21 protein-coding genes and 2 pseudogenes are annotated in these 20,867 nt (G+C 72.9%); 2 read left to right on the forward strand and 21 right to left on the reverse strand.

The genetic code is table 11. The features are described 5' to 3' along the window. The 3 genes from rimI to IFT45_RS03270 form a co-directional block, all read right to left on the reverse strand. Positions 1-507: a ribosomal protein S18-alanine N-acetyltransferase gene (rimI, locus tag IFT45_RS03260; RefSeq protein WP_056057304.1), complete on the reverse strand. Its 507-nt coding sequence runs from the start codon at positions 505-507 to the stop codon at positions 1-3. Further along, positions 504-1,178 (reverse strand): tRNA (adenosine(37)-N6)-threonylcarbamoyltransferase complex dimerization subunit type 1 TsaB, encoded by a 675-nt coding sequence (gene tsaB, locus IFT45_RS03265; protein ID WP_192126641.1) that lies wholly within the window; start codon positions 1,176-1,178, stop codon positions 504-506. The genes rimI and tsaB overlap by 4 nt, the downstream gene beginning before the upstream one ends. Before the next feature lie 106 nt (positions 1,179-1,284). Continuing rightward, complete coding sequence (locus IFT45_RS03270; protein ID WP_192126643.1) at positions 1,285-2,028, reverse strand: SDR family NAD(P)-dependent oxidoreductase; 744 nt, start codon at positions 2,026-2,028, stop codon at positions 1,285-1,287. Positions 2,029-2,184: 156 nt separating this feature from the next. Here IFT45_RS03270 and IFT45_RS03275 point away from each other — a divergent pair, with 156 nt between their 5' ends. Next, positions 2,185-3,033, forward strand: a complete 849-nt coding sequence (locus IFT45_RS03275) for a helix-turn-helix transcriptional regulator (protein ID WP_192126645.1) — start codon at positions 2,185-2,187, stop codon at positions 3,031-3,033. On the opposite strand, the gene tsaE is transcribed toward IFT45_RS03275, so the two are convergent. The 5 genes and pseudogenes from tsaE to glmS form a co-directional block, all read right to left on the reverse strand. After that, positions 3,014-3,517: a tRNA (adenosine(37)-N6)-threonylcarbamoyltransferase complex ATPase subunit type 1 TsaE gene (tsaE, locus tag IFT45_RS03280; protein ID WP_192046768.1), complete on the reverse strand. Its 504-nt coding sequence runs from the start codon at positions 3,515-3,517 to the stop codon at positions 3,014-3,016. The genes IFT45_RS03275 and tsaE overlap by 20 nt on opposite strands. Before the next feature lie 68 nt (positions 3,518-3,585). Then, positions 3,586-4,809 (reverse strand): alanine racemase, encoded by a 1,224-nt coding sequence (gene alr / locus IFT45_RS03285; protein ID WP_192126646.1) that lies wholly within the window; start codon positions 4,807-4,809, stop codon positions 3,586-3,588. Next, entirely contained in the window at positions 4,806-5,903 is a 1,098-nt protein-coding gene (gene alr / locus IFT45_RS03290) for an alanine racemase (RefSeq protein WP_192126648.1), read from the reverse strand. The genes alr (IFT45_RS03285) and alr (IFT45_RS03290) overlap by 4 nt, the downstream gene beginning before the upstream one ends. 125 nt (positions 5,904-6,028) lie before the next feature. Beyond that, a pseudogene (locus IFT45_RS16925) lies at positions 6,029-6,397 on the reverse strand (holo-ACP synthase); the annotation flags it as partial. A 33-nt stretch (positions 6,398-6,430) separates the two neighbouring features. Continuing rightward, positions 6,431-8,290, reverse strand: a complete 1,860-nt coding sequence (gene glmS, locus IFT45_RS03300) for a glutamine--fructose-6-phosphate transaminase (isomerizing) (RefSeq protein WP_192126650.1) — start codon at positions 8,288-8,290, stop codon at positions 6,431-6,433. A gap of 76 nt (positions 8,291-8,366) precedes the next feature. Between glmS and coaA the strand changes: the two genes are divergently transcribed. Beyond that, positions 8,367-9,365: a type I pantothenate kinase gene (gene coaA, locus IFT45_RS03305; protein ID WP_192126653.1), complete on the forward strand. Its 999-nt coding sequence runs from the start codon at positions 8,367-8,369 to the stop codon at positions 9,363-9,365. A gap of 63 nt (positions 9,366-9,428) precedes the next feature. Here the strand turns inward: coaA and IFT45_RS03310 are convergent, their stop codons facing one another. The 13 genes and pseudogenes from IFT45_RS03310 to infA form a co-directional block, all read right to left on the reverse strand. Next, entirely contained in the window at positions 9,429-10,466 is a 1,038-nt protein-coding gene (locus IFT45_RS03310) for a YdcF family protein (protein ID WP_192126655.1), read from the reverse strand. Between the two features lie 70 nt (positions 10,467-10,536). Continuing rightward, positions 10,537-11,898 carry a phosphoglucosamine mutase gene (gene glmM / locus IFT45_RS03315; RefSeq protein ID WP_185233871.1) on the reverse strand — a complete coding sequence of 454 codons (1,362 nt, stop codon included), beginning with the start codon at positions 11,896-11,898 and terminating at the stop codon, positions 10,537-10,539. 28 nt (positions 11,899-11,926) lie between these two features. After that, positions 11,927-12,412 (reverse strand): 30S ribosomal protein S9, encoded by a 486-nt coding sequence (gene rpsI / locus IFT45_RS03320; RefSeq protein WP_082514606.1) that lies wholly within the window; start codon positions 12,410-12,412, stop codon positions 11,927-11,929. Between the two features lie 32 nt (positions 12,413-12,444). Further along, positions 12,445-12,891: a 50S ribosomal protein L13 gene (gene rplM / locus IFT45_RS03325; RefSeq protein ID WP_056057329.1), complete on the reverse strand. Its 447-nt coding sequence runs from the start codon at positions 12,889-12,891 to the stop codon at positions 12,445-12,447. A gap of 175 nt (positions 12,892-13,066) precedes the next feature. Then, entirely contained in the window at positions 13,067-13,549 is a 483-nt protein-coding gene (locus tag IFT45_RS03330; protein ID WP_192126657.1) for a GNAT family N-acetyltransferase, read from the reverse strand. Continuing rightward, a complete protein-coding gene (locus IFT45_RS03335) occupies positions 13,546-14,496 on the reverse strand; it encodes a tRNA pseudouridine(38-40) synthase TruA (protein ID WP_370543621.1) in 951 nt (316 codons plus the stop codon). Before IFT45_RS03335 ends, IFT45_RS03330 begins: the two co-directional genes overlap by 4 nt. Before the next feature lie 131 nt (positions 14,497-14,627). Further along, entirely contained in the window at positions 14,628-17,402 is a 2,775-nt protein-coding gene (locus tag IFT45_RS03340; protein ID WP_197982118.1) for an ExeM/NucH family extracellular endonuclease, read from the reverse strand. Positions 17,403-17,573: 171 nt separating this feature from the next. Then, positions 17,574-18,108: pseudogene (rplQ, locus tag IFT45_RS03345) on the reverse strand (50S ribosomal protein L17); the annotation flags it as partial. Between the two features lie 51 nt (positions 18,109-18,159). After that, a complete protein-coding gene (locus tag IFT45_RS03350; RefSeq protein WP_055799947.1) occupies positions 18,160-19,152 on the reverse strand; it encodes a DNA-directed RNA polymerase subunit alpha in 993 nt (330 codons plus the stop codon). Between the two features lie 189 nt (positions 19,153-19,341). Next, positions 19,342-19,740 (reverse strand): 30S ribosomal protein S11, encoded by a 399-nt coding sequence (rpsK, locus tag IFT45_RS03355; RefSeq protein ID WP_055799944.1) that lies wholly within the window; start codon positions 19,738-19,740, stop codon positions 19,342-19,344. A 45-nt stretch (positions 19,741-19,785) separates the two neighbouring features. Next, complete coding sequence (gene rpsM, locus IFT45_RS03360; protein ID WP_056057338.1) at positions 19,786-20,160, reverse strand: 30S ribosomal protein S13; 375 nt, start codon at positions 20,158-20,160, stop codon at positions 19,786-19,788. Positions 20,161-20,353: 193 nt separating this feature from the next. Next, a complete protein-coding gene (gene rpmJ, locus IFT45_RS03365) occupies positions 20,354-20,470 on the reverse strand; it encodes a 50S ribosomal protein L36 (protein ID WP_043593327.1) in 117 nt (38 codons plus the stop codon). 68 nt (positions 20,471-20,538) lie between these two features. Continuing rightward, on the reverse strand, positions 20,539-20,760 hold the full coding sequence (infA, locus tag IFT45_RS03370; RefSeq protein WP_055965022.1) for a translation initiation factor IF-1: 222 nt from the start codon (positions 20,758-20,760) through the stop codon (positions 20,539-20,541). Positions 20,761-20,867 lie beyond the last annotated feature (107 nt).

A 20,867-nucleotide genomic window follows, 5' to 3' on the forward strand; every position in this document is an offset into this window, starting at 1 on the left:
TCACGGGGTCGGCTCGCTCTCGGTCGCGGCCGGCCGGGTCTCGGTCGGCGGAACGGTCAGGCGCATCACGACGGCGTCGACGCCGTCGGGCATGTAGTAGCGGGGGCGGACGGCGATGGCCTCGAAGCCGGCGGTCTCGTAGAGGTGCTGCGCTCCCGGGTTGTCGGCTCGCACCTCCAGGAAGACCTCGCGGGCGCCGCGCCGCCGGGCCTCGGCGACGAGCTGGGTCAGCAGGGTGCGCCCCAGGCCGCGGCCGCGCGCGGCAGGGACGACCGCGATGGTCTGCACGTCGGCGTCGGGGGCCCCGGGCAGCGAGAGCAGCCCGGCGTAACCCTCGACGACGGTGTCGTCGGCCTCGGGAGTGGCGACGAGGTAGTAGCCGTCGCGCGACGCGAGCTCGTGCGCCATGCCGCTCCGCGACCACGCGTCGGTGGCGAAGACCGACGTCTCGATCGCCATGACCGCGTCGAGGTCGTCGACGTCGGCCCGGCGCAGCCGCCAGCTCACCGGCCGACCGGCTTCGGCCCTGCCGAGGGCGTCACGTCGGGCTCGCGGAGGTAGAGCGGCTCGGGCGCCGCGAAGGCGCGGCCGTGCTCGAACAGGCGCTCGGCGAGCATGCCGAGGGCCGCCGCCGAGACCACGGTCGCGTCGGGGTCGGTGCGGGGCGACCCCGAGGAGGCGCCCGTCGCGTCGTCGAGGTCGGCCGGGCGCACCAGCGCGGGCCCGTCGAGCAGCACGGGCAGGCCGTCGTCGTCGAGCCCGGCCCACGCGCTCCAGGCCACCTCGCGGCGGCGGGCGTCGGTGACGACGACGAGGGGCGCGTCGAGGCGGCCGCCGGCCTCGGCGACGTCGCGCCCGGCCTCCGCCGAGAGCCGCTCGAAGGCGACCGCGTCGTGGCTGCCGACCGCGAGGCAGGGCACCCCGGCGCCGAAGGCGAAGGCGCGCGCGGCGACGATGCCGACCCGCAGCCCGGTGAACGGCCCGGGGCCGACGCCGGCGACGACCGCGCTCAGGCGCGAGGGCTCGACGCCCGCGGCCCGGAGGGCCTCGTCGATCAGGGTGCCGATCACCTCGGCGTGCCGCCGGGTGTCGGCGACCGCGCACTCGGCGAGCACGCCGCCGTCGCGGTCGACCACGGCGACGGCCGAGCCGGCGGAGGTGTCGATGGCCAGGATCACGCACCGATCGTACGCGGTCCCGGGGAGGCGGCCCGCGCCTCCCCGGGGCCTCCCCCGTCGACGAGGCGGACCGCCGCCCCGAGGCCCGGGGCGAGCCGGCGCCGCGTCAGTGCGCGCTGAGCACGCGCAGCACGTCCGCGTGCCGCCCCTCCGCCTCGGCGTCGCGGAGGAAGCGGACGCGGTCGACCAGGACCTCCTCGACGTCGGGCTGCTCGGTGAGGACGCGCATCGTCTCGTCGAGGTACTCGTCGAGCGGCATGGCGTTCGGGTCGTCCGACTGGCCCATCAGGGTCGTCTGCACCGCGGGCGGCACGAGCTCGACGACCTGCAGCGGGGTGTCGGCCCACTGCACCCGGAGGCTCTGCGTGAACGAGTGCACGGCCGCCTTCGTCGCCGAGTAGGTCGGCGCAGCCGGCAGCGGCACGCTGGCGAGGCCCGACGAGACCGTCACGAGCACGCCGTCGGGCTTCGCGGCCAGGAAGGGCGCGAACGCCGTCGTCGTCCGGATGGTGCCGAGCAGGTTCGTCACCACCGTCGCCTCGGCGGTCTCGAGGTGGGCGGGGTCGCGGAGGTCCTCGGGCAGCATGATGCCGGCCATCGTCACGACGACGTCCAGGGCGGGGTGGTCGCGCGTGACGCTCTCGGCGGCGGCCGCGATCGAGGCGGGGTCGGCGACGTCGACGACGACCGACGACATGCCGGGGTTCGCGGCGACGATCTCGTCGAGCAGGGCGCGGCGGCGACCGCCCACGACGACGGTGTCGCCGCGGGCGTGCAGGCGCTCGGCCAGGCCGCGGCCGATGCCCGAGGTCGCGCCGGTGATCAGGACGGTGTTGCCGGTGGTCTTCACGGTGCCTCCAGGGCGGTGAGGGGGTTCTCGGGGTGACGGGCGCCGTCGGGGCGCCCACGACGACCCTCCTCCGTCAGCACCGGGGAGGGAAGGGAGCACCGGTCGGGGGAGCGGCGCTCCCTGGCTGGCGGGCGCCGACCACGGCAGGATGGCGGCATGGACCGCTCCGGGCTCGCCGACTTCCTCCGCCACCGCCGTGAGCACCTGCAGCCCGCCGACGTGGGGCTACCCGCAGGGGCCCGACGACGCACCGCGGGGCTGCGCCGCGAGGAGATCGCCGGGCTCGTCGGCATGTCGACGGACTACTGGTCGCGGCTCGAGCAGCAGCGCGGCCCGCAGCCGTCCGACCAGATGCTCGCCGCCATCGCCCGGGGGCTCCGCCTCGGCCTCGACGAGCGCGACCACCTGTACCGCCTCGCCGGCCAGGCCGTGCCCCGCCGCGCCCGCCACACGCCGCACGTCAGCCCGGGGCTGATGCGGGTGCTCGACCGGCTCGACGACTCCCCCGCCCTCGTGATCACCGAGGCCGGCGAGACCCTCGCCCAGAACCGGCTCGCGACCTCGCTCTTCGGTGACCACATGGCCCGTGCGGGACTCGACCGCAGCGCCGTGCACCGCTGGTTCGCCCGGCCGGAGGCGCGGCGCCCGTACCCGGAGCGCGAGCAGCCCCGGCAGGCCCGCCTCCAGGTCGCCCAGCTGCGGGTCGCGACCGCGTCGGCCGACCCCGACCCCCTGGCGGTGCGCGTCGTCGAGAGCCTGCTCCGGGTCAGCCCGGAGTTCGCCGAGCTCTGGCGCCTGCAGGAGGTCGTCACCCGCTTCGACGACCACAAGACGCTGTGGCACCCGGAGGTCGGCGAGATCGAGGTCGACTGCCAGGCCCTCTTCACCGAGAACCAGGCCCAGGTGCTGCTCGTGCTGACGCCGCGGGCGGGCACGACGGCGGCGGAGTCGCTCCGCCTGCTCGGGGTGCTCGGCGCCCAGGCCTTCAGCTCGTCGGGAGCGTGACCCCGGCCCAGCGCGGGCCGTGCGCGGTGACCGTGACGCGGCGCGGCTCGTCGTGGACGTCGTCGGCGGCGGCCACGTCGTCGGCGAGCGCCTCGTCGGCGAGCGCGTCCTCGGCGACCGGCACCCCGCCTCCGGCGCCCGTCGGCCGTTCGATCACGACGTCGAGCCACGAGTCGGCGACTCCGTCGAGCAGCCCGGCGCCCCACTCGACGACGACCACCGAGCCCTCGTAGTCGAGGTCGAGGTCGTCGAGCTCGGCCGCGCCGCCGAGGCGGTAGGCGTCGACGTGCACGAGGGGCACGCCCGACTCGCTGGGGTGCGTGCGGGCGAGCACGAAGGTGGGGCTGGCGACCTGGCCCCGCACGTGCAGGCCCTCGCCGAGGCCGCGGGTCAGCGTGGTCTTGCCGGCGCCGAGCGGCCCCGTCAGCACCAGCAGGTCGCCCGCCCGCAGGAGGCCGGCCAGGCGACGGCCGAGCGACTCCATGGCGTCGGTGTCGACGACGGCGCCCGCGAAGAGCGCTCGCCCCTCGTCGACCGGGGCCGCGTCGTCGGTCACGCGCGACCGCCCGTGTACACCCGCTCGACCCGGGCGCCGATGCGGCACGAGACCTCCTCGGGCACGCTGCCCGTCAGGTCGGCCCACTCGCCGATGGTGAGCTCGCCGCGGTCGCCGGGGCCGAAGAGCACGACCTCGTCGCCCACCGCCACGTCGTGGTCGCCGACGTCGACGAGGAACTGGTCCATCGCGACCCGGCCGACGATCGGGTGGCGGCGACCCGCGATGGTCACCTCGACGCCGTGCTGGGCCCGGCGGCTGACGCCGTCGGCGTAGCCGATCGGCACGAGGGCGAGGGTCGTGTCGTGCGGCGCCCGCCAGGTGTAGTCGTACGAGACGCCCGTGCCGGCGGGCACGCGCTTGACGCGGACGACGCACGCGCTCACCGTCAGCACGGGGCGGAGGCCGCGGTCGGCGGCCGTCACGCCCTCGGTGACCGGGTTGCCGTAGCCGTTCGAGCCCATGCGCACCATGTCGAAGCGGCGCTCGGGGTGCTCCATGCCCGCCGAGCTCGACGACATGTGGCGCTTCTCGAAGGTCGCGCCGAGGGCGGCGGCGTCGTCGAGGGCGCGGCGGAAGACGAGGGAGGCGGCGTGGTCGTCGGCCTCGCTGGTCTCCGACACGTGCGAGAAGCAGCCCCGGAGGCGCACGACGCCCTCGTCGCGTAGCTCGACGGCTCGGGTGACGAACTCGGCCCAGTCGGCGGGCAGGCAGCCCTCGCGGTGCAGGCCGGTGTCGATCGTGAGGTGCACGAGGGCCTCGTGGCCGGGGCCGGCGGCCCGGGCGGCGGCGGCGAACGCCTCGAGCTGCTCGAGGGTCGAGACGCCGAGGTCGACGCGCAGCCGCACCGCGGCGTCCCAGTCCTCGTCGGGGCCGAGCTGCCAGGCGAAGTACGAGGCGTCGTCGCCGACGCCCTCGCGCCGCAGGCGGTACGCCGGCTCCGGCTCGACGGTGCCGAACCAGCGGATGCCCGCGGCGAGCGCCTCGGGCACCAGCACGTCCACGCCGAGCGAGTAGGCGTCCGCCTTGACGATCGCGAGCACCTCGACCGGGGCCATGCGCTCGATCAGCGAGGTGAGGTTCGCCCGGTAGGCGGCGAGGTCGATCGTCGCGCGGCGGAGGTACCCGGCCGCGGGGCGCGCCGCGACGGGCGCGGGGCCGGTCTCGGGGGCGGTGCCGGTCTCGGGGGCGGTGCCGGTCTCGGGGGCGGTGCCGGTCATGCGTAGCTCCTCGGGAGGCGGGCCGACAGCGACGCGACGACCTCGTAGGTGATGCCGTCGAAGGCCCGGGCCCAGTCCTCCGCGCCCTGGTGCCCGAGGGCGGGGTCGCCGAACAGCACGACCTCGTCGCCCACCTCGACCGGGTCGTCGCCGACGTCGATGACGAGGGCGTTCATCGCGATCCGGCCGCGCACCCGGTAGGTGCGCTGCCCGATCGTGACGGAGGCGCGGTCGCTGGCGGCACGGTCGACGCCGTCGGAGTACCCGACCGGCACGATGGCGATGGTCGTGTCGCGCTCGGGCCGGAAGACGTAGCCGTACGAGACGCCCTCGCCCGCGGGCACCCGCTTGACGGTCGTCACGGGCGCGCGCATCGTCAGCGCCGGGCGCAGCCCGAGGTCGGCCGCGCGGCGGTCGGGGAAGGGGCTGAGCCCGTAGGCGGCGAGCCCGAACCGCACCATGTCGACGGGCCCCTGGCCCACGTCGGCGAAGTGCAGGGCCGCGGCCGAGGCGGCGACGTGCCGGAGGCGCGGCTCGAGCCCCAGCCCCCCGAGCGTCTCGATCGCGGAGAGGAAGGCGGCGACCTGCGCGCCGTCCTCCTCCGGGGAGGCGTTCGACAGGTGGGTCATCACGCCCTCGACCGGCAGGCGGTCGGCGAGCGCCGCGGCGCGGGCGAAGAACTCGGGCCACTCCGCGGCCACGGCGCCGTTGCGGCTGAGGCCGGTGTCGACGCAGAGGTGCACGGCCCGGACCCCGGCCGCCGCCGCGGCCTCGAGCTGCGCGACGTCGGAGACGGCGGGCGTGACGTCGTGGGCGGCGGCACGCTCGAAGGTCTCGCCGGGAGCGTGCAGCCAGGCGAGCACCGGGGCCGTGACCCCGGCCTCCCGGAGCTCGACGGCCTCGTCGAGATCGGCGACGCCGAGCCAGTCGACGCCGGCGTCGACGAAAGCGCGGGCGCACTCCACGGCGCCGTGCCCGTAGGCGTTGGCCTTCACCACGGCCATCACGCGGGCCGGCGCCACCGCGGCCTTCAGGGTCGCGACGTTGTGCCGCAGGGCGGCGGTGTCGATGGTCACCCGGATGTCCTGCGTCACGCGTCGGCTCCTGTCTCGGTCTCGGCGGTCTGGGTCGGGCGGTGGTCGTGCTGCGGGGGCTCGTGCTGCGGGGGCTGGTGCTCCGGGGGCTCGTGCACCGGGGGCTGGTTCTGCGGGGCACGCTGGTCGGTCTCGGCCACCACGTAGGCCACGGCGACTCCCCCGTCGTGGCTCAGCGAGAGGTGGAGGCGCGTCGCGCCCCGCGACTCCGCCAGCGACCGCGCTCCCCCGGTCAGCCGGAGCGAGGGGGCGCCGCTCGCGTCGGAGACGACCACGATGTCGTGCCACCGCACGCCGGTCGACCCGCCGAGGGCCTTGATCAGCGCCTCCTTGGCGGCGAACCGGGCCGCGAGCGACCGCACCGGTCGGGGGCTGCCGTCGGCGAGCACCCTCTCGGCGTCGCCGAAGAGCCGGGCGGCGAGCGCGCCGGTGCGCTCCAGCGAACGCTCGAAGCGCTCGAGGTCGACGACGTCGACCCCGATGCCGACGATCACGGGCGGGCGCGGGTGCTCATGCGGCCGGGTGCCCTACTCGACCGTGACCGACTTGGCGAGGTTGCGCGGCTGGTCGACGTCGAGGCCCTTGGCCGCGGCCAGCTCCATGCCGAAGACGTGCAGCGGCACCACCGAGAGCAGGGGCTCGAAGAGCGGGGCCGCGAGCGGGATGTGCAGCACCTCGTCGGCGAAGGGCAGCACCGCGGCGTCGCCCTCCTCCGCGATCGCGATGACGCGGGCGCCGCGCGCGCGGATCTCCTGGATGTTCGAGACGACCTTGGGGTGCAGCGACCGCGGGTCGCGCGGGCTCGGCACGATCACGAAGACGATCTGGCCGGGCTCGATCAGGGCGATCGGCCCGTGCTTCAGCTCGCCGGCGGCGAAGCCCTCGGCGTGGATGTAGGCGAGCTCCTTGAGCTTGAGCGCCCCCTCGAGGGCGATCGGGTAGCCGACGTGGCGGCCCAGGAAGAGGACGGACCGGGTGTCGGCCATCCAGCGCGCCAGGGTCGCGATGCGCTCGGACGACTCGAGCACCTTGCGGATCTTGTCGGGCACGGCCTGGAGGTCGGTGACCTGATCGGCGATCTGCTCGGCGGTCAGGGTGCCACGCAGGGTCGCGAGGTGCAGGCCGAGGAGGAACAGTGCAGTGCCCTGCGCGACGAACGCCTTCGTCGACGCGACGGCGACCTCCGGACCGGCGTGCGTGTAGATGACGGCGTCGCTCTCGCGGGGGATGGTGGAGCCCTGCGTGTTGCAGATCGACAGCACCTGCGCGCCCTGCTCGCGGGCGTACTTGACCGCCATCAGCGTGTCCATCGTCTCGCCGGACTGGCTGATCGAGACGACGAGGGTCTTCTCGTCGAGCACCGGGTCGCGGTAGCGGAACTCGTGCGCGAGCTCGACCTCGACGGGCACGCGGGCCCACTGCTCGATGGCGTACTTGCCGAGGATCCCCGCGTAGGCGGCCGTGCCGCAGGCGATCACGATCACGCGGTCGACGGTGAGGAGGCGGTCGCGCACGCCGTCGAGGTCGGTGAGGGTGACGGCGCCGTCGTGCACGCGGCCGAGGAGGGTGTTGGCGACGGCCTCGGGCTCCTCGCTGATCTCCTTCGCCATGAAGCTCGACCAGCCGCCCTTCTCGGCGGCCGAGGCGTCCCAGTCGACCTCGAAGGTGCTGGTCTCGACCGGCGCGCCCTCGAAGTCGACGACGTCGACCGAGTCGGGGCGGATCGTCACGATCTGGTCCTGCCCGATCGACATGGCGCGGCGGGTGTGGGCGACGAACGCGGCGACGTCGCTGCCGAGGAAGTTCTCGCCCTCGCCGAGCCCGACGACGAGCGGGCTGTTGCGGCGGGCGCCGACGACGACCCCGGGCTGGTCGGCGTGGACGACGAGCAGCGTGAAGGCGCCGTCGAGCGTGTTGACGACCACGCGGAGGGCCTCGGTCAGGTCGCCGGAGGCGCGGTAGGCACGGGCGACCAGGTGGGCCGCGACCTCGGAGTCGGTCTCGCTCGAGAACTCGACGCCCTCGGCGAGCAGCTCGGCCTTGAGGTCGGAGAAGTTCTCGATGATGCCGTTGTGGATCAGCGCGAGGCGCCCGCCGTCGGAGAGGTGCGGGTGCGCGTTCGCGTCGGTCGGGCCGCCGTGGGTGGCCCAGCGGGTGTGCCCGATGCCGGTCGCCCCGTCGGTCAGCGGCTCGGCCTCGAGGTCGTCGACCAGCACCTTGAGCTTGCCGGCGCGCTTGCGCGTGCCCAGCTGGCCCGCCGCGTCGACGACGGCCACGCCGGCCGAGTCGTAGCCGCGGTACTCGAGGCGCTTGAGCCCGCCCAGCAGGACCTCGATGCTCTTCTCGCCGACGCCCGAGGCGCCGACGTAACCCACGATTCCACACATGCGACCGATCCTATGCGGTCCCGTCCGCGCCTCCTGTGCGGTCGTCCCGCGCGCCCGACCGGGTAGCCTCGCCGTCATGGCCGAAGCCCCTCCGTCGACGACGACCCCCGCGCCGGGCCAGGCCGCGCACGCCGCACACGCTCCCCACGCGCCGACGCACGCCACCCCGTTCGTCGAGATCGGGCGCGACGCCTGGGCCGACCTCGCCCCCGCGACGCGCCTGCCGCTCACCGAGACCGAGATCGTGCAGCTGCGGGGCCTCGGTGACCGGCTCGACATGCGCGAGGTGCAGGACGTCTACGTGCCGCTCAGCCGCCTCCTCAACCTCTACGCCGCGGGCGCCCGCAACCTGCACCGGGCGACCAGCGACTTCCTCGGCGAGCGCGCCCAGCGCACGCCCTTCGTGATCGGCGTCGCCGGCTCGGTGGCCGTCGGCAAGTCGACGGTCGCCCGTCTGCTGCGCGAGCTGCTCAGCCGCTGGGACGACACCCCCCGCGTGGAGCTCGTCACGACCGACGGCTTCCTCTACCCGAACGCCGAGCTCGAGCGCCGCGGCCTCACCGACCGCAAGGGGTTCCCCGAGTCGTACGACCGCCGGCACCTGCTGCGGTTCGTCTCGCAGGTCAAGAGCGGGGCGGAGGAGGTGCGGGCGCCGTTCTACTCGCACACCAGCTACGACATCATGCCGGGGGCCGAGGTCGTGGTGCGGCGCCCCGACATCCTCATCGTCGAGGGCCTGAACGTGCTGCAGCCGCCGACCCCCGGCCGTCTCGCCCTCAGCGACCTGTTCGACTTCACGATCTACGTCGACGCCCGCACGAGCGACATCGAGTCGTGGTTCGTCGAGAGGTTCCTCGCCCTGCAGAAGGGCGCCTTCACCCAGGAGCGCTCGTTCTTCCACCGCTTCGCCGGCATGGACGAGGCGGAGGCGCGCGCCCTCGCGTCCGGCGTCTGGCGGTCGGTGAACGAGCCGAACCTCGTCGAGAACGTGCTGCCGACGCGGTCGCGGGCGACCCTGGTGCTGCGCAAGGCGGCGGACCACGCGGTGAGCTCGGTGCTGCTCCGCAAGATCTGAGCGGGCCTGCGGTGCGGCCACCGCGACTCCTCGGCGGCCGGAGCCCGGGAGGCGCGGGTCGGCTCACACGGGCAGCAGCGACCAGACGGCGGTGAGGCCCACCAGGGCGACCGCCACCGCCACCGCCACCGCGTTGAGCCGGCGGTGCTCGACCATGATCGCGACGTACTCGCGGAGGAAGGCGCTCGGCACGTAGTACGCGGCCGTCGGCGAGCCCACCACCTGGGCGTCGCTGCCGATCGACCGGGCCAGCAGGGCGGCCCGCAGCACGTGGTAGTCGTTCGTCACCACGAGGGTGCTGCCGTCCCGCCCCGCGTCGCGCTGCACCTCGCGCGAGTAGAGCAGGTTCTCGCGGGTGCTCGTCGAGGCGGTCTCGGGCCGGACGTCGGCGGGGTCGGCCCCCTGCGCGAGGAGGTACTCGGCCATGGCGTCGCCCTCGGCGCGCGGCTCGTCGGAGCCCTGGCCGCCCGACGGCACGAGCAGCGGCCTCGCGGCGGTGCCGGGCACGGAGCGGTAGACCGAGAGCGCCTTGTCGAGACGGCTGCGCAGGAGCGGCGGCACCTCGCCGCGGACCAGGCCGGAGCCGAGCACGACCACCGTCGCGGGCGTGCGCGTGTGGCGGTAGCGGCTGTAGACCAGCGAGTAGAGCCCGAACGCGGCGAAGGTCGCGGCCGCGTACCCCGCGACGAAGACGAGGAGGACTCCCAGGGCGACGAGGACGACCCCGACCGGCCCCGGCAGCTCGGCGACGTCGGGCCCGAAGACCAGCGCGGCCGCCGCGACCGGCACGAGCAGGATGGCGACGCCCGCCAGCAGCGACAGCAGATTGCCGAGGCTGCGCCCCTCGGAGCGCAGCATGGTGACGCCGTTGCCGAGCAGGAAGAGCGCGAGCACCACGACGAGCAGGCCGGCGACCACGACGCCGAGCAGGACGGCGCTCTGCTGGGCGGGCCCGGTCGCGGCGACCTCGAGCACGCCGGCCACGAGGAGGCAGCCGAGGGCCGCGACGAGGAAGACGCCGTTGCGCAGACGCCGCGCGTCGCGGCGGCGGCTGACGACGTAGAGCACCGCGAAGACGACGGCGGGCAGCAGGAGGAGCATGCGCCCATGGTGCCCGATGCGGGCACGGGGGCGGGGACGCCGGGCCTGCGGGAGGCGCGGGTCGGGCCCGCTAGAGCGCCAGTCGCTCGCGGACGACGTCGGCGAGCTCGTGCGCGACGCGGTCGGCGGTCGCCTGGTCGGCGGCCTCCACCATGACCCGCACGACGGGCTCGGTGCCCGACGGGCGGAGCAGCACGCGGCCGGTGTCGCCGAGCTCGGCCTCCAGGGCCGCCACGGCGTCGGCGACGCCCTGGTCGCCGTCGAGACGCTCACGGTCGACGCCACCGACGTTGATGAGGATCTGCGGGAAGACCGTCATCACCCGGGCCAGCTCGGCCAGGCTCTTGCCGGTCTCCGCCATGCGCGCGACGAGCGACAGCCCGGTGAGGATGCCGTCGCCGGTGGTGGCGTGGTCGCCGAAGACGATGTGGCCGGACTGCTCGCCGCCCAGCGTGTAGCCGCCGGCGCTCATGTCCTCCAGGACGTAGCGGTCGCCGACGCGGGTCTGACGCACGGCGATGCCGTGCTGCTCCATGGCGCGGATGAGGCCGAGGTTGCTCATCACCGTCGCGACGAGGGTGTCGTGGGCGAGGCGCCCGTGCTCCTTGTGCGCCAGGGCGATGATCGCCATGATCTGGTCGCCGTCGACGACGGTGCCGGTCGCGTCGACCGCGAGGCAGCGGTCGGCGTCGCCGTCGTGCGCGATGCCGACGTCGGCGCCGTGCTCGAGCACGGCGCGGGCGAGGTTGTCGAGGTGCGTCGAGCCGACGCCGTCGTTGATGTTGACGCCGTCGGGGTCGGCCCCGATCAGGGTGACCTTCGCGCCCGCGTCGGTGAAGACCTCGGGCGAGACGGCCGAGGCGGCGCCGTGGGCACAGTCGAGCACGACGTGCAGGCCGTCGAGGCGGTGGGGCAGGGCCCCGAGGAGGTGCAGGACGTAGCGGTCCTCGGCGTCGGCGAACCGTCGGATGCGACCGACGTCGCCCCCGACGGGCATCAGCTGCGGCTCGGCCATGGCGGCCTCGATGCGGTCCTCGACCTCGTCGGGCAGCTTCGTGCCGCCGAACGCGAAGAACTTGATGCCGTTGTCGGGCGCCGGGTTGTGCGAGGCGCTGATCATCACGCCGAAGTCGGCGCCGATGTCGTCGACGAGGAACGCCGCCGCGGGGGTCGGGATCACCCCGGCGTCGAGCACGTCGACGCCGGAGCTGGCCAGGCCCGCGCACACGGCGGCGGTCAGGAACTCCCCCGAGATGCGGGGGTCACGGGCTACCACCGCGACGGGTCGTCGCCCTTCAGCACGACGAGCGTCGGCGTGGTGGCCCTTCGTGAGCACCACCGCGCTCGCCTGGGCGAGGCCCAGGGCGAGCGCGGCGGTCAGCTCACGGTTGGCGAGGCCCCGAACACCGTCGGTACCGAAGAGACGCGACATCGCGAGACCTGCCTGTGGGGATGTGTGACTAGCGCTTCGAGAACTGCGAGGCCTTGCGGGCCTTCTTGAGACCGGCCTTCTTGCGCTCGATGACGCGGGCGTCACGGGTGAGGAAGCCGGCCTTCTTGAGCGTGGCGCGGTTGTTCTCGCGGTCGATCTCGTTCAGCGTGCGGGCGATGGCGAGGCGCAGGGCGCCCGCCTGGCCGGAGGGGCCGCCGCCGGTGACCTTGACGGTCACGTCGTAGGCGCCGAGCAGGTCGAGCACCTTGAACGGGTCGTTGATCAGCTGCTGGTGCAGCTTGTTGGGGAAGTACTCCTCGAGGGTGCGGCCGTTGACCACGAAGGTGCCGGAGCCGGGGACGAGGCGGGCACGAGCGATGGCCTCCTTGCGACGTCCGACGGCGGAGCCGGAGACGTTGAGGACGGCGCGGGGGGTCGCCGAGGCCTCGGGAGCGGAGCTCTCCGTGGTGAAGCTCTCGGGAGCCTGGTCGATGGAATCTGCGATCTGAGCCACTGTGTGGGGGTCCTTAAGTCTGAAGGCGGACGCTACTGAGCGACCTGGTCGAGGGTGTGAACCGTGGGCTGCTGAGCAGCGTGGGGGTGCTCGGCACCCGCGTACACCTTCAGCTTCTTGATCTGGGCACGGCCCAGCGAGTTCTTCGGCAGCATGCCGCGGATCGCCTTCTCGACGGCGCGCGTGGGGTGCTTCTCCACCATCTCGGAGTACGTGGTGGCGGTGAGGCCGCCCGGGTAGCCGGAGTGGCGGTAGTAGAGCTTCTCGGCCAGCTTGGAGCCGGTCAGGGCCACCTTGTCGGCGTTGATGATGATGACGAAGTCGCCCATGTCCATGTGGGGGGCGAAGGTCGGCTTGTGCTTGCCGCGCAGCAGTGCTGCCGCGTGGCTGGCCAGACGGCCGAGGACGACGTCGTTGGCGTCGATGATCAGCCAGTTCGGCTGGACGTCAGCCGGCTTGGGGGAGAAAGTGCGCGTCACAGTAGTGCTGCTTCCTGGTCGAGGTGAGGTGTTCGTGGATCCCGCTCCGTTGCCGTTGTCGCCGAAGAGACGGCGAGAACGAGTCAGGTGGAGGGCTCAACTTCGGGCGCCGCGCGCAGTTGCGCAGACACCAAGGGTCGACGATACCCGACACGCCCGGGGCCGTCAAACGGCGTCACGCGCCGCCGAGCGCCGCCAGGGGCTGGCCGTCGAGCCGGAACGTGGTCCACTCGTCCATCGACGTCGCGCCGAGCGACCGGTAGAAGCCGATCGACGGCTCGTTCCAGTCGAGCACGGCCCACTCGACGCGGGCGAGGCCCCGAGCCGTCGCCTCCTGCGCCAGGCGCGTCAGGAGGGCCCGCCCGTGGCCGGAGCTCCGGTGCTGCGGCGCGACGTACAGGTCTTCCAGGTGGATGCCGTGGACGCCCTCCCAGGTCGAGAACGTCAGGAACCAGACGGCGAGGCCCGCGAGCTCGCCGGGCTCGTCGCCGTCGACGACGAACGCGAAGACGGCGGGGGCGTCGGCGAAGAGCGCCCGGCGGAGGTCGCCCTCGGTGGTCTTCACCGCCTCCGGCTCCTTCTCGTAGACCGCCAGCTCGACGATCAGGCGCAGCATCTCGGGGACGTCGGAGGGGGTCGCGGGGCGGGGAGCGGTCATCCGTCGAGGCTAGCGGCCGACCGCTTGACCTGGGTGAGCACGACCCGGGCCGCCACCTCGTCGTCGGGCGGGTAGCCGACCTCGACCATGGTCAGCCCCGTGGCGGGGACGACGCGGAACTCACCGTTGCGCTCGGCCTCCCGCCGGACCCCGACGGCCCGGTGCTCCGGCATCGACCCCTCGCCGACGGCGACGCACGCCCCGACGAGGTTGCGGACGAGGTTGTGGCAGAAGGCGTCCGCCTGCACGGTGGCGACCAGCACGCCGTCGGCCTCGCGCCTCCACGTGAAGTGCTGGAGCTCGCGGATCGTCGTCGCGTAGTCGCGGTGGCGGCAGTACGCCGCCCAGTCGTGCAGGCCGACCAGGCCCGCGGCCGTCGCGTTCATCAGGTCGAGGTCGAGCAGGTGGTCGTACCAGAGGGTGTGGCGGCGGCGTGAGGGGTCACGCTCGGCCCCGCGGTCGGCGATGCGGTACTCGTAGCGGCGCCACAGCGCGCCGAAGCGCGCGTGGAACCCGGGAGGCGCCACCCGCGCCCCCGAGACCACGATCTCGTCGGAGGCGCCCGCCAGCCCGTTCAGCCGACGCGCGAGGACGGTGGGCGCGTCGAGCGGCGAGCGGTCGACCATGCCCCGGTGCGGCCGCTGCAGCTGGGCGACCTGCTCGGCCGTGAGGTCGAGGTGGACGACCTGGCCGCGGGCGTGGACGCCGGCGTCGGTGCGGCCGGCGACGGTCACGGTGGGCACGTGCTCGTGCCGGCCGAAGAGCACGCGGAGCGCGGCCTCGACCTCGCCCTGGACGGTGCGGCGGCCGGGCTGCTCGCTCCACCCGGAGAAGTCGGTGCCGTCGTAGGCCACGGTGAGCCGCACCCGGGTCATGCCGGGGTCGAGGTCGGGCACCAGGCCGGAGGCGGGGGCCGGGGCCGGGTCGTCGCTCGTCACGTCGACCATGGTACGAGCCCGCGGGGCGCCGGGGCGCCGGGGCGCCGCCGCCTGCACGGCAGCTCGCGGCGCACGCCGACGGCGGCGGCCGGGGCACGGTCTCCCGCGCCCCGGCCGCCGCCGTGGTCAGCTGGAGCGGGCTACTCCCCCGCGGCCAGGCGACGACGCTGCACGAGCACCGTGCCGCCGGCGGCCATCAGCGCCAGGGCGAGCACCGCCCAGCCGACGACGCCGTCAGACCCGGTGTAGGCCAGGCCGCCCGAACGCGTCGGGGCGGAGGCGACGGGGGCGCTGCCGGCCGGAGCCGTGCCCGCGCCCGTGCCGGCACCCGCGCCCGCACCGGGCGCGACCGGCGTGGCCGGGTCGGTCGGCACCGGGGTCGGCGCGACGACGTCGGCGAGCAGGTCGACGCCGACGACGACGGGGTCGTGGTCGCTGGCGCGGAACTGGTCGAGCTGCAGCAGGTCGCGCACGTTGTAGTTGAAGCGGCTGTACTCGAGGCCGACCGACTCACCCGAGTTGATGTTCCAGATGTCGACGCCCGTGACGGCCTCGAGGGCGGCGGGCGAGGCCAGCACGTGGTCGAGCGAGCCGCTCAGGCCGCTGAACACGTAGCTGTACTCCTCGCCGTCCTCGGTCGAGCCGAGGTCGGTGAAGCCGGCGGTGCGCAGCACCTCGATCGGGTCCTCCTGCGAGTAGGCGTTGAAGTCGCCGAGCAGGAACACCTTGTCGGTGCCGACGGCGGCCTCGCGCTCGGCGGCGAAGGCCACGAGGGCGTTCGCCTGGTTCACGCGGGAGGCGTTCGAGCCGCCCTGGCCGTCTCCCAGGTCGGCGTCGGCGCCGGACCCGCTGCCCTTCGACTTGAAGTGGTTCGCGATGGCGAGGATCGTCGAGTCGACGTCGCCGCCGACGGGGCGGAACGCCTGGGCGAGGGGCTGACGCGCGTTGCTGAACGCCGCAGAGCCGGTGAGGATGCTCGAGTCGCCGACGCTCTCGACCACGCCGGCCTTGTAGATGAACGCGAGGCGGATGACGTCCTCGTTGGCCGGCAGGGCGGTGGGCGACGGGACGAACTCCCAGACGTCCGACCCGGCGTCGGCGTTGAGGGCGTCGACCAGGATCGACAGGGCCGAGTCGCGGTCCTTGCCGAAGCGGGCGGAGTTCTCGATCTCCTCCAGCGAGACGACGTCGGCACCGAGGGCGTTGATCGCCGTGACGATCTTGGCCTGCTGCCGCTGCAGGTCGTCCTGGTTCGCCGCGCCGCGGGCGTCGCAGCCGCTGTTGACGGTGACGGGGTCGCCGGCACGGTCGCGGTAGTAGGTGCAGCCGGTCAGCGAGTCGCCGGTGGTCGGGAAGTAGTTCAGCACGTTGAAGCTGGCGAGCCTGACGTCGCCGCCGACCTCACGGGGAGCCTCGGTGCGGACGTTCTCGAAGGTGACGGGCAGGTCGGCGTACGCGACGTCGCCCGTGACGCGGCTGGTGGGCTGGTACTTCCAGGCCGAGTTCCGGAAGTCGAGGACCACCGGCTCGGTGAAGGCCACCGAGGCACCGACCGTGACCGGGTTCTCGTTCGACAGGTACGGCACCGGGATCGACTGGTTCGCCGCGGTGAGGAAGTTCGTGGTGGCACCGTCGTCGAGCGTCACGGCCCGAGCGGCGTTGTCGGCGATCGTCGCCGCGTACTTCGCGCTGCCGGGGCGTCCGACCTCGGTCGGCTGGATCAGCGGGGTGCTGCCCGACGCGAGCTTCACCTCGCCGTACTGGTTCGTCGTGTAGGTGTCCGCGACCGTGAACTCGCCCTGCGGCAGCAGGAGCATGCTCTCGATCGACTCGCGCTGCGCGTCCGTGGCGGGGAACCCGACCGTGGCCGGCGCCGGGGCGACGACGGTGGAGGCGTCCAGCTGCGTGACCTGGTCGGTGCCGTCGACCGTCAGCTCGGTCAGCCCGAAGAACTCGGTGACCTCGCCGACGAGCTCGACGTAGTCGCCGACCTCCACCGAGGAGGCGGTGGCCGAGGAGTACACGAAGACCGCGTCCGACGAGAGGTGCGTCGAGAGGTCGAGCGCGCCTCCGGTGCCCGGGGTCTGGACGACGTAGCCGTCCAGGCCGCCGGTCGGGTACGTCGCCGTGACGACGCCGCGGGTGGTGACGGTGCGGCCCGCGTAGGGGCTCGTGTCGGTGACGCCCTGCAGCTGCGCCACGGTGACGTCCGCCTCCGACACCGGCGGGGTCGGCGGCGCGGGCGGAGTGGGCGCCGTGCCGGTGCTCGCGGCGTTCTGCGGCGTGATCTGGCCCTGCTGGACGAAGTCGGCCGCGTTGACGTCGCTGTCGGAGAACGCCGTGCGGACGTACGAGGTCGGGACGGGGTTGGCCGATCCCACCTCCGCCGCCGTCGTCTCGAACGTGTTCGACGTCCCGTAGCCGAGAGCGTCGACGACGCCGGGCGTCGCGGTGGAGATCGACCCCGCCGGGAGGGCCAGGGCGGTCGTCGTGCTCGCCAGCACGAGGGTGCCGCTGGCACCGCCGGGGTTGACCGTCGTGACGACGTCGGGCGTCGGCAGCGGCGCGCCCGTGGTCCCGTTGGACGACATCTGCACGAGCAGGTAGCCGCCGGGCGCGATCGACCCGCTCAGGGCCCCCACGCCGGTGAACGTGCCGCTCGACGTCGCCGAGCGGTACTGGATCGACCAGCCCGCGACGGAGACGGAGGCGGTGGTCGGGTTGTAGAGCTCGACGAACTTGTTCGCGAACGGAGCGTTCATGCTGCCGCCCTTGAGGTAGGCCTCGTTGATGACAACGCCGGTGCCGCCGGGGGCCGCGGAGGCGGCGACGGGCACGAGCGGAGCGAGGCAGAGGGCGAGGCCGGCCGCGAGGGCGGCGGCCGTGACCGGGGTGTGGCGGGAGCGCGGGGACATGTGTTCCTTCAGCTGGCGGGAGGTGACCCACCGACGCTACGGTCCACAGCCTCCTCAGGGGTTTCTGCCATGTGACGCGTAGGTGAACGACACCTGTTCGGGGGACGCGCGCGTCCGCCGAAGGCCCCACACCCCGCGATCCACGACGAGCGTCGCCCGCGGGCGGACGANCGGCGGCGTCGGCCTCGACCTCGGCGGCGGGGGCCGTCTCGGTCTCGGACTCGACCGGAGCCGACTCCTCGACGGTCTCGGGCTCCTCGACGGGCGCCTCCTCGACGACGGGCTCCTCGACGGGCGCGGCGGCCGCGGCCGTCGAGCTCTTCGACGACTTGACCTTGGGGGTCACGGGCTCGAGGACGAGCTCCATCGACACCATCGACGCGTTGTCGCCCTTGCGGAAGCCGAGCTTCGTGATGCGGGTGTAGCCGCCCTCACGCTGGTCGACCAGGGGAGCGATCTCCGTGAAGAGGATGTGCGCGGCGTCCTTGTTGTTGCGCAGGGTCTGCATGACGCGACGACGCGAGTGCAGGTCGCCGCGCTTGGCGAAGGTCACGAGGCGCTCGGCGACGGGACGGAGGCGCTTGGCCCGCGTCTCGGTCGTCTTGATGCTCTTGTGCTCGAAGAGCGAGGCCGCGAGGTTGGCGAGCATGAGGCGCTCGTGCGCCGGTCCGCCTCCGAGACGGGGACCCTTGGTGGGCTTGGGCATGATTGATGGTTCCTAGCTGTCGAAGATGATCAGGGCGGGGACGGACGAGACCTAGTTGGTCTCTTCCTCGTCGTAGCCGCTGTAGAAGTGGGCTCCGTCGAACCCGGGGACCGTGTCCTTGAGCGAGAGACCGAGCTCCACGAGCTTGTCCTTCACCTCGTCGACCGACTTCTGACCGAAGTTGCGGATGTTCATGAGCTGCGTCTCCGAGAGGGCGACGAGCTCGGACACCGTGTTGATGCCCTCGCGCTTGAGGCAGTTGTAGCTGCGCACGGAGAGGTCGAGGTCCTCGATCGGCGTCTGGAGCTCGCTGGAGAGGACGGCGTCGACCGGCGCGGGGCCGATCTCGATGCCCTCGGCGGCGGTGTTGAGCTCACGGGCCAGGCCGAACAGCTCGGTCAGCGTGCGACCGGCCGACGCGATGGCGTCGCGGGGCGAGATCGCGGGCTTCGTCTCGACGTCGACCACGAGGCGGTCGAAGTCGGTGCGCTCACCGGCACGGGTGGCCTCGACGCGGTACGTCACCTTGAGGACGGGCGAGTAGATCGAGTCGATCGGGATCTGACCGGCCTCGCTGAACTCCGAGCGGTTCTGCACGGCCGACACGTAGCCGCGGCCACGCTCGATCGTGAGCTCGAGCTCGAACTTCGCCTTGTCGTTGAGCGTCGCGATCACGAGCTCGGGGTTGTGGATCTCCACGCCGGCGGGGGCCGAGATGTCGGCCGCCGTGACCTGACCGGCACCCTGCTTGCGCAGGTACGCCGTGATGGGCTCGTCGTGCTCGCTCGAGACGACGAGCTGCTTGATGTTCAGGATGACCTCGGTGACGTCTTCCTTGACACCGGGGACCGTCGTGAACTCGTGCAGCACACCGTCGATGCGGATGCTGGTGACAGCGGCTCCGGGGATCGACGAGAGCAGGGTGCGACGCAGCGAGTTGCCGAGGGTGTAGCCGAAGCCGGGCTCGAGGGGCTCGATGACGAACCGCGAGCGGAACTCCGAGATGTTCTCCTCGGTGAGGGTGGGGCGCTGTGCAATGAGCACTGGTGGATTCCTTTCGGCGAAGAGTCCGCTATATGACTCTTGGCGGTACGACAGGTGGCTGGCCCGTCGGGTCTGTTGAGTTGTGGGGGCTCCCGGCGAGGGAGCCGGAGGCGCGGTGAACGCGGGTGAGCCCGTCGCGCCTCCGGGCCCTGCGGACAGGGCGGGGAGGCGCGACGGGCATCGACTCAGTTAGACGCGACGACGCTTCGGCGGGCGGCAGCCGTTGTGCGCCTGAGGGGTGACGTCGTTGATCGACCCGACCTCCAGGCCAGCGGCCTGGAGCGAGCGGATCGCCGTCTCGCGGCCGGAACCCGGCCCCTTGACGAAGACGTCGACCTTCTTGACGCCGTGCTCCTGCGCCTGGCGGGCGGCCGACTCGGCGGCCAGCTGCGCGGCGAAGGGCGTCGACTTGCGCGAGCCCTTGAAGCCGACGGCTCCCGAGGAGGCCCAGCTCAGCACGGCACCCGAGGGGTCCGTGATCGACACGATCGTGTTGTTGAACGTGCTCTTGATGTGGGCCTGGCCCACGGCGACGTTCTTCTTCTCTTTGCGGCGGGGCTTACGCGCGGCCGACTTCGGTGCTGCCAATTTTTTCTCCTACAACCTAGAGGCGAGTACGGCGGGAGCCGGGGCCTAGCGAGCCTTCTTCTTGCCGGCGACGGTGCGCTTCGGGCCCTTGCGGGTACGAGCGTTCGTCTTGGTGCGCTGGCCGCGCACAGGCAGGCCGCGGCGGTGGCGGATGCCCTCGTAGCTGCCGATCTCGACCTTGCGGCGGATGTCGGCGGCGACCTCGCGACGGAGGTCGCCCTCTACCTTGAAGTTGCCCTCGATGTGGTCGCGGAGAAGGACGAGCTGGTCGTCCGTGAGGTCCTTGACGCGGATGTTGCCGTCGATCTCGGTCTCGGCGAGAGTCTTGAGCGCGCGGGTGCGGCCGACTCCGTAGATGTAGGTCAGTGCGACTTCCACGCGCTTGTCGCGCGGGATGTCAACGCCTGCTAGACGTGCCATGGTGGCTTCTCCTCAGAGAGTGGTGGAGGTCTGTCACAGCGCCGGTGCCCGGGCCTCCGCCCCGGGGTGTCCCCCGCGCCTCCTGCCTGGCTGCTGCCGGCGGTGCGGGTTCTGGTGCTGCTCTGTCTTGTGGTGCTGTGGAGCCCTCGAGGGGCTCCGGCCTCTGTCCGACCGCGGGAGGCGGCCGGTCAGATCAACCCTGGCGCTGCTTGTGGCGCGGGTTGCTCTTGCAGATGACCATGACGTTGCCCTTGCGGCGGATCACCTTGCAGTGCTCGCAGATGGGCTTGACGCTGGGGTTGACCTTCATCGTTGTTTCCTTGATCTCGCTGGCTTCGTGCCCCACGGGTGCGTGGGGCCGTTCCTTTCCAGCACGCCCTACTTGTAGCGGTAGACGATCCGGCCGCGGGTCAGGTCGTAGGGGCTGAGTTCGACGATCACCCGGTCTTCGGGGAGGATGCGGATGTAGTGCTGACGCATCTTGCCGGAGATGTGGGCGAGAACTTTGTGCCCGTTGCTGAGCTCAACGCGGAACATCGCGTTGGGCAGAGCTTCGACCACTGCGCCTTCGATTTCGATGACACCGTCTTTTTTGGCCATAGCCTCACTGTCGCTAAGAATTGGGAGTGTTGGTCGTGCGGGGATGCGGTGCCGCAGGCACAGAAGTGACCTGGGAACACCAAAGATCGATCCTAGGTCCTCCCGCT

Origin of the sequence: Frigoribacterium sp. CFBP 13707 (assembly GCF_014842245.1) — a bacterium.
Classification (GTDB): domain Bacteria; phylum Actinomycetota; class Actinomycetes; order Actinomycetales; family Microbacteriaceae; genus Frigoribacterium; species Frigoribacterium endophyticum.

Bases quoted from the DNA above. Each gene is read 5' to 3' on its own strand.
- IFT45_RS03275 (WP_192126645.1), top strand. From the start codon at position 2,185: ATGGACCGCTCCGGGCTCGCCGACTTCCTCCGCCACCGCCGTGAGCAC.
- tsaE (WP_192046768.1), bottom strand. From the start codon at position 3,517: ATGGAGTCGCTCGGCCGTCGCCTGGCCGGCCTCCTGCGGGCGGGCGAC.
- alr (WP_192126646.1), bottom strand. From the start codon at position 4,809: ATGACCGGCACCGCCCCCGAGACCGGCACCGCCCCCGAGACCGGCACC.
- glmS (WP_192126650.1), bottom strand. From the start codon at position 8,290: ATGTGTGGAATCGTGGGTTACGTCGGCGCCTCGGGCGTCGGCGAGAAG.
- coaA (WP_192126653.1), top strand. From the start codon at position 8,367: ATGGCCGAAGCCCCTCCGTCGACGACGACCCCCGCGCCGGGCCAGGCC.
- IFT45_RS03310 (WP_192126655.1), bottom strand. From the start codon at position 10,466: ATGCTCCTCCTGCTGCCCGCCGTCGTCTTCGCGGTGCTCTACGTCGTC.
- glmM (WP_185233871.1), bottom strand. From the start codon at position 11,898: ATGTCGCGTCTCTTCGGTACCGACGGTGTTCGGGGCCTCGCCAACCGT.
- IFT45_RS03330 (WP_192126657.1), bottom strand. From the start codon at position 13,549: ATGACCGCTCCCCGCCCCGCGACCCCCTCCGACGTCCCCGAGATGCTG.
- IFT45_RS03335 (WP_370543621.1), bottom strand. From the start codon at position 14,496: ATGGTCGACGTGACGAGCGACGACCCGGCCCCGGCCCCCGCCTCCGGC.
- IFT45_RS03340 (WP_197982118.1), bottom strand. From the start codon at position 17,402: ATGTCCCCGCGCTCCCGCCACACCCCGGTCACGGCCGCCGCCCTCGCG.
- rpsM (WP_056057338.1), bottom strand. From the start codon at position 20,160: ATGGCACGTCTAGCAGGCGTTGACATCCCGCGCGACAAGCGCGTGGAA.
- rpmJ (WP_043593327.1), bottom strand. From the start codon at position 20,470: ATGAAGGTCAACCCCAGCGTCAAGCCCATCTGCGAGCACTGCAAGGTG.
- infA (WP_055965022.1), bottom strand. From the start codon at position 20,760: ATGGCCAAAAAAGACGGTGTCATCGAAATCGAAGGCGCAGTGGTCGAA.